The sequence below is a fragment of the Cetobacterium sp. genome (genome assembly GCF_977044495.1).
Window position 1 is genome coordinate 1 of record NZ_CDRRQU010000069.1, and the last position, 7,282, is coordinate 7,282.

The 7,282-nt window shown below is 24.3% G+C and carries 11 protein-coding genes and 1 pseudogene; 9 read left to right on the forward strand and 3 right to left on the reverse strand.

Features of this window, described 5'->3' with window-relative positions; translation table 11 throughout:
* Positions 1–302, reverse strand: a 302-nt coding sequence (locus ACWI69_RS11340) for a transposase (RefSeq protein ID WP_448821945.1), incomplete at its 3' end; no start/stop codon positions are given.
* A 275-nt stretch (positions 303–577) separates the two neighbouring features.
* On the opposite strand from ACWI69_RS11340, the gene ACWI69_RS11345 reads away from it, so the two are divergent.
* From ACWI69_RS11345 to ACWI69_RS11360, 4 genes are all read left to right on the forward strand, one after another.
* Positions 578–802 (forward strand): hypothetical protein, encoded by a 225-nt coding sequence (locus tag ACWI69_RS11345; RefSeq protein WP_448821946.1) that lies wholly within the window; start codon positions 578–580, stop codon positions 800–802.
* 104 nt (positions 803–906) lie between these two features.
* Complete coding sequence (locus tag ACWI69_RS11350; RefSeq protein ID WP_448821947.1) at positions 907–1,290, forward strand: RepB family plasmid replication initiator protein; 384 nt, start codon at positions 907–909, stop codon at positions 1,288–1,290.
* On the forward strand, positions 1,265–1,387 hold the full coding sequence (locus tag ACWI69_RS11355; RefSeq protein WP_448821948.1) for a hypothetical protein: 123 nt from the start codon (positions 1,265–1,267) through the stop codon (positions 1,385–1,387). Before ACWI69_RS11350 ends, ACWI69_RS11355 begins: the two co-directional genes overlap by 26 nt.
* 134 nt (positions 1,388–1,521) lie before the next feature.
* Positions 1,522–1,878 (forward strand): hypothetical protein, encoded by a 357-nt coding sequence (locus tag ACWI69_RS11360; protein WP_448821949.1) that lies wholly within the window; start codon positions 1,522–1,524, stop codon positions 1,876–1,878.
* Between the two features lie 1,276 nt (positions 1,879–3,154).
* Here ACWI69_RS11360 and ACWI69_RS11365 read toward each other — a convergent pair.
* A complete protein-coding gene (locus ACWI69_RS11365; RefSeq protein WP_448821950.1) occupies positions 3,155–3,319 on the reverse strand; it encodes a hypothetical protein in 165 nt (54 codons plus the stop codon).
* 173 nt (positions 3,320–3,492) lie between these two features.
* Between ACWI69_RS11365 and ACWI69_RS11370 the strand changes: the two are divergent.
* The 5 genes and pseudogenes from ACWI69_RS11370 to ACWI69_RS11390 form a co-directional block, all read left to right on the forward strand.
* Positions 3,493–3,870 (forward strand): annotated as a pseudogene (locus ACWI69_RS11370) (zincin-like metallopeptidase domain-containing protein); the annotation flags it as partial.
* Between the two features lie 370 nt (positions 3,871–4,240).
* A complete protein-coding gene (locus ACWI69_RS11375) occupies positions 4,241–4,453 on the forward strand; it encodes a hypothetical protein (RefSeq protein WP_448821951.1) in 213 nt (70 codons plus the stop codon).
* 645 nt (positions 4,454–5,098) lie between these two features.
* Positions 5,099–5,308, forward strand: coding sequence for a hypothetical protein (locus ACWI69_RS11380; RefSeq protein ID WP_448821952.1), 210 nt, complete (start codon positions 5,099–5,101; stop codon positions 5,306–5,308).
* 148 nt (positions 5,309–5,456) lie between these two features.
* Positions 5,457–5,849 (forward strand): hypothetical protein, encoded by a 393-nt coding sequence (locus ACWI69_RS11385; protein WP_448821953.1) that lies wholly within the window; start codon positions 5,457–5,459, stop codon positions 5,847–5,849.
* 34 nt (positions 5,850–5,883) lie between these two features.
* Complete coding sequence (locus ACWI69_RS11390; RefSeq protein ID WP_448821954.1) at positions 5,884–6,273, forward strand: RNA-directed DNA polymerase; 390 nt, start codon at positions 5,884–5,886, stop codon at positions 6,271–6,273.
* 69 nt (positions 6,274–6,342) lie between these two features.
* Here ACWI69_RS11390 and istB read toward each other — a convergent pair whose 3' ends face one another.
* Positions 6,343–7,089, reverse strand: a complete 747-nt coding sequence (istB, locus tag ACWI69_RS11395; protein WP_448821955.1) for an IS21-like element helper ATPase IstB — start codon at positions 7,087–7,089, stop codon at positions 6,343–6,345.
* Positions 7,090–7,282: the final 193 nt, after the last annotated feature.

Consider the following 7,282-nt stretch of genomic DNA (forward strand, 5'->3'; position numbering starts at 1 on the left):
GTGAGCTCCATTTTTACTTTCGCTAACCCTCTGTATTGTGTATATCTCATTCCATGTAGTTCTTTCGCGTCAGCGAAAACTCTTTCAATGGTTTGACTCCTAAGAGAATAAATCTCTTTAATTCCTACCGTGTGCCTTATATCTTCTACTTTCTCCAAGTACTCTTCCCATACGTGTCTAGCAACTATTTTAGTCTTCTTTTTACTCTCTGTACATTTTTTTAAAAACTGATATTTTTTACAAATCTTTTGATTACTTTTATATTCCTTATATCCCTCTCTATTAGTAGTGCTATATTTCAATATCTCATTATTAGGACATATGTTACAATCATAAGACTCATCATAAACATATTCATATTTTAAAAAAATCCATCTTTTGCCATAGATTTCTTATATGAAAAAATTGGAGTTCTATTGTCGTCTATTATTAACTTTGCTATAGGAGGAGTTATTTTCTTTATTTAATACTTTTTCAATAGATAAAGATAATAATGAGTTGATAGTTCAAGTTCAAGTTAATGAAATTTTATATATGTTAAATGATTTAATAGGAAATTTTACAAAATTTGATTTAATTGAGTTTTGTAAGTTCGAAAAGTTCATACAGTAAAAATACTTTTGACAATATTGAGATTTTAACGCAGATATTCCAAGAAAATGACCTCGTAAAAGGACTTTTGCTATTGTCAAAGAACGGAAAAGAACTTAAAGGAATTTCTTTATTAATGCGTTTAAGGAAACTAGCTCAAGACATGAAAATATCTATAGAATATAATTCAGAAATAATAAAAGGGGTATAGTTATACCCCTTTTTCTCAGTTTTGTATGAATATTTAAAAGTATGGTAATGATATTTATCTTTGGGGGGAAATTCAAAAATAAATTTGCGTTTAAACCGATTTAAATGTGTCTAAAATCGATTTTACGAAGAATTAGACTTTCTATTTTTAATAAATTTGAAACAGTTATAAAAAAACTGCAAAAGAGAACAATAAAAATAAAAGAAAATGAAAATAGATATAAAAGTTATAGTATATTTTCAGTGTTAGAATTTGATAAGAAAGAAAAGATAGTAGAGGCAGAATATAATCCAAAATTTTTACCTTTTATAAGAGATTTAAACCAGGGAAATTTTTGTAAATATTACCTTGAAAATATAAAACATTTATCAAGTAAATATTCAATTTTATTTTATATGATGTTACAGTCTAAAGCGTTTAAGAAAACAATTTTAATATCTATAGATGAAATGAAAATTCTTTATGGAAAAAAATTATACACAAAATAATATTGAAAAGAAAATTTTAAAACCTGCATTGGAAGAGATTAATTCATATACGGATTTAGATATAAGAGTTGAAAAGAAATATACAGGAAAAAAATAACAGCATATAGTTTTTCTATCTCTAAAAAGGAAGCTATTATACCAGATCAATTAAAAGAAGCGATAGAAAAAGCTAAGAAAAATATTTATATATCAAAGTCAAAAATTTTATCTAACGAGTGTGTTGCAATTCTTATGAATGAATTTACTGAAGATGAACTTGTATTCGGTTTAAAAGAAGCGTATGTAATAGTAAATAAAGATTTTAATAAATTAACTTATTTAAGTAAAATTATTAAAACTATAATCTCTAAAGATGATAAAGATATAATAATAGAGAGCGATAATGTTATAGATAACATGGAATCTAAAGAAGAAGTGAAAGAAGAAAATATAAAAAAGTTATCTATAGATGAAATTAGATTAAAGTATATAAAAAAATTAAAACCTCTAGTTCCAATAAGAAAATGGAATTTATTTAATAGTATAATTTCTACTCTTACAACAGAAGAAGAAATAAAAGAACAATACGAAAAATTAATTAGAGAATAAAAAGTTATTGATTTTTTTTATACAATAAATTAAATATATTGTATAGCAAAGATACAGAAGAAAATTATTCCAATCTACTAGGACTATCTCAACATTTTTTATTATATCCAAATGTACGATTAATTAAAATTAAAAAATAATTGACATTTAAAAAAAATGAGTGTATATTTAAGGTACTAAATATATATGATTCAATGATATGAATTTCATTGTACGGAAAAGAGTCGGGAGTGAGAAAACCGACTCTTTTCTATTTTTTGTAAATATGCTATACTACTCCAAGTGGTTACCTACCTCTAGAAAGGGGGTGAAATTCATAAATGTTAAGAATCATATATATTGTCCTTTTTTTCCTACTAATAGCTAAAAAAGGGTACTAGGTAATCACTGGCTAGGTGCCTCACTCACCTAGCCTTTTTTATTTGGAAAAATTCAGCTTTAAATAGCTTTTTTACCTATTATAAGATAAAGTTAGGTAATCAACTAAGGTTAAGAATAGAAATATGTTAAAATCAATTATATAAAGAATAATAAGCACAATATAAAACCCTATAATCTTTGTATAAGAAATAAAAACTACTTAACTATAAAAAATACTCTTACTTATATGTTTTTAATTGAAAATGAGAGCATAGACTAGACCCTCATTTTTGGAATAAATGTATATAGGTTTGTTGATTAAAAAGCAAGGAATTATTCCTGCCAGTTGTTTGTTTAACTTTAAAAATCTGTAATTTTTTTCAGTGTATCAATTTTAACTAAAATCTTCAATAATAATTTTTATTTTTATATTTGTTCTTAATTAGTACAATAAAAATTATTTGAAAATATATTTTGAATTTTTATACTTTAAACTCTCTAAAATTGATTTTAAGTCTTGTGTAAATGTTTTAAATCGTAAAATAAATTGAAATCGATTTTAGAGTGTTTTTAGACTGTTTAAAATGCATTTTAATTTTTGTTTTAGAATTCAATTTTTAAATATATAAAATTTTATGTTTTTGATTTTTTTCAATTTTTTTTTCAAAATAAAAATCCCTCTTTTTAAAAAGATCATTTTTCTTAAATTATTTAATAATATCTTTTTAAGACCCTCAACAAAGCCTTTATTTATAAGGGTTAAACATATACAAGTAAGTACCAAAAGACGGAAAAATTTAATTAAGTAAGTACTAAAAGGTGCAAAGTAAAATATTGCTATAAATTATATTTTTTAGAAAGTTGTTTTATTTCAAAACAGTATTTTTATAAAAAAAACTCCCATTAGAGGAGTTTTTTACGCAAATATATCTAATCTCATACTAATAGTTTTATTTTTTTGAAGTTTTTCATTATAATTAAAACCATTTTTTAAATATAATTCATCAACTTCAGGATTATATTGGATGTCTGCGTCTACAATCAAAAATCTACTTGTAATTCCTAAATTAATAGAATCCATAAGCAATACCTATTTCAATTAATAAACTAAATATATTAGAATAATTGATGTCAGCAGCCCAATTTACCAATTTTAATACAAGGAAAAGAATTAAAAATTATATCACCAATTCCATGAGAAACTTTTTCATCTGAAGATAAATTAATGGCACTTGACGAAACACAGGGCATGAAACAAGCCTTGATAAGCAACTAGATAATGCTTTTGGTACGTCTGAATATGCAAGAGAAGAGTTACGAGCTGAAATATCATCTATGTTTTTACTATCAGAACTAGGCATAAAAGTAGAGGATAGAAAATTTAATAATAATCAAGAATATGTTAAAAACTGGGTTAGTGTTTCACAAAACGACCCTAACGAAATATACAGATCTTCTGTTGACGCAGATAAGATTACTGATTATATAATTGAGGAATACAATGCCATAGAAAAAAGTTACGAATTAGAAAAAGCAACTAAAGAACTTGAAAAAGATAACGTTGTTGAAGTAGTTAGTCCAATTAAAGAAAAAGAAAAAGGTAAAACTACTGATGAACACGAACTAGAATAACTTAGTTGATTTTTGGAGATTAAAGGTTTATAATTCAATCAGGAAAGATTGTTCAATATAACGAAAAAGAGGTTTTTGCTTTGGTCGGCTCAAACCTCTTTTTATTTTTTGTAATAAATGGTGTAATAGTTCTTAGATACCGAGCTTTAGTAATGAAAATTATATCCCTCAATGAAAGGGGGTGTTATATTGAACATCATATTTTTCCTAATAGTTTTCTTCTTACTGTGTAAAAATACTTACTAGGTAGGACAATAAGCAAGGTATCGAGTAAAAGGCGACCAACTTTTACGAACTGGCAAGGATAAAACCTTGCTTTTTTTGATAAATATTTGTAAGTATATTGAAATAAAAAATGGGGGAATAATCAATGAAAAAAAGAAAAAATAAAAGTTCCATAATAAGAATTATTATTTCAAATTTTAATTCTGAGGAAATGAAAGAATTTAAAGTTCTTTATACAAAGCAAGGTGGAGTAGACACTTTTCTAACTACTACTAAATTTGATGATAATGGAAAATTAATATTTATTTCCGTGAAAGAAAAAGCTAGAAATAAAAAATTTTATGTGCAGTTATTTTGATCCAAATTTCTTATAATTGAAATTTAGTCCCAACAAAATATTTATTTGTATCAATATCTACAAATCCATATTTATTAACTTATTTTGCAATCTCATACTCATTTATATTGAGAGCAATCAAATAATTGGTTTCCATTTTTAAAAGATCATAAATCTTTTGATTTTTGTGGTAATGTGTCTGTTCATTATCTTTATCGCATATGTTAAATATTCCTAATGAGTTAAGTTATGAACAGGGGATTAAACTTATTAAAGATTTTGTAAAAAATGATTTAGAGATAAAATTACAAAAAGAAAAAGAAGAATGGGAACTGTAAAAAACGACCTCGTAAAATCGATTTTAAGCTCTTTCAAAAAGTATAGACTTGTATTATAGCATTAAAAATACAAGAAAAAATGGTATAATGAATCGTAATAAAAAATATAATTTCAATTATTGGATTCAAGTATAGAAAAAAGAGGGAAAAAGAAAAATTCCCTCTTTTTTAGTTGGATGAAAAAAGAGCTACTCGTTACACTCATTGGAATTTATTTTTCAGTCTTACAAAAATAGTAAAATATTATAGTATCTTTTTCTATATATACTTTTTTTCATAAGGATGATATTATTTAAACATTCAAATTATTTAAAAAGGGGTTAAATTAATGGAAAATACTTATAATTCAAATTGGTTTGACAATTTTGATATTCCAATGGCGTATTTATACTTAAAAAAACAAATTTCTTATAAAAATAATGTTTTGCTTCACTTGAAGAAACAAATTGCTGATTTTGAATATAGCTATAAATTATATGAAATAACTGGTAATGATGATTCGGTTGATTTTTCAGAAGTGATATTAAAAATTATTTAGATTACGGATTTGAAAATACTATTAGTTTTGAAAAGGTAGTAAAAAAAATAGAATCCACTTCTTTAGAAGAAAATATCTTAGATTTATTTAATAATAAAAATTTATGTAATAATAGTTTATAAAATATAAAAAACTAATTACAACTTTTATGCAAAATAAGAATTCTTTATCTCAAAATACAAGCACGATAGCTTACAATTATATTATTGATTGCCCTATTGAAATTCACATTTTAACTATTATTTGGGTAAAGACAATTGGAGTTGAATTAGATAGAAAATTAACAAAATATGCTTATGCTTTTAGATTAGATGATGATGTTATATCTCAAAAATTATATAAACCTTTATTTAAAAGTTATTCAAAGCAATATCAACAATATAAAAATAGCGGATTAAATAAATATAACCAAATAATAAATGAAGAAAAAGAAACAGCATTTATAATTAATTTAGATTTAAAAAAATTTTATTATTCTATTGATCAGAAGATTATAAAAAAAGTAAAAAAAGAGATTATTCAAATAGAAAAAAAAACTTAACAATAATGGCGAATTAACAAACTTTATTTTTACTTTGATAGGATTTTATTCAAATAAAGTAAAAATAGATTTGAATAATTCTAAGCTTAAGAATAAAATTTGTTTACCTATTGGATTATATTCTTCTCCTATTATTGCAAATTATATATTAAAACCATTAGATGATATTATGGTTACAACAATTTCTCCAGCAAGTTATAGTAGATATGTTGATGATATGTTTATTGTTTTTAAAGAATCTAGAGAACATTTGTTTAAAACTAAAACAGAATACTTAAATAAAAAAATAAAACCTTTATTAAATAAAATAAAACAATTAAATTTAGAAATTAACGAACATAAAACAGTTGTCGAATGGGGTTCAACTAATACTAAAAATTCAAATATAGAAGCATTAAAAAAGAAATTAGATGAAAAAATGTGAACGTCAATCATATTTGTAAAAAAAAATGATAAGAGTTTGCAAAATTTCGTGAGTGATATTTGTAAGTTTTTACTTGAAGATAGTCTCTCTATTTTCTAGCCGATAACTGTTACCTTTTAGATTGAATATCTGGCATCTGTAAACCAACCGATTTAATATTGCAGTGGCTAGAGCTTCATCTTGAAGAAGCTCTGTCCATTGACTAAAATCTTTATTTGATGTTATACAAATTGATGTTTTTTCATGAAGTCCACTTACGATTTCAAAGAATAGATTAGCATCTTCCTTGGTTAGTGGAATGTATCCGACTTCATCTATTATTAGTAAATCACATTTATTTAAGCGATTTATTACCTCTTTTGATTTTCTGCAACCATCCTTATTCTTTAAAAAATATATTAATTCATTCATAGTAAGAAAAAGAACGTGATATCCTAATTTTATAGTGCGGTAGCCTAACCCTATTATTAAATGCGACTTTTCTACTCCAGGTGGTCCTAAGAAAATTAAGTTGTACATATTATCAATCCATTTCATTTCTTTTAAAATATTTATTTTAGTTTTATCAATAGATTTTTGAAAAGTTGTATCAAAAGTTTCTATCTCTTTTGGATAAGGAAACTTTGCTCTTTTAATTCGATTTCTTAAAGCATCTTTTTCTTTTCGCTCAACTTCAACTTTCAGTATCTTAAAAAGAAATTCTTTGTACGTTTCGCTTCCTTGTTCTGCTTCTTCGATAAATTTCATAATGCTAGTTTTTAAAGTAGAAAGTTTTAGTTGGTTTGCTATATCTCTTAAAATGTCTAAATCATTCATAGTCCTTCCTCCTGAATACTTTGCTATTCTAAAATACTACGTGTATTTACATCACAAATTTTAGCAATTAAATCATTTGGTGAAGATTCTTCTTTTTTTATGGGTAAAGCATATTGTTTAACTTTCAAAGTTAAAGTTCCTAATAACATATCTCCTTTTAAAAGAGAATATTCAACTCCTCCAATTAAAGAGT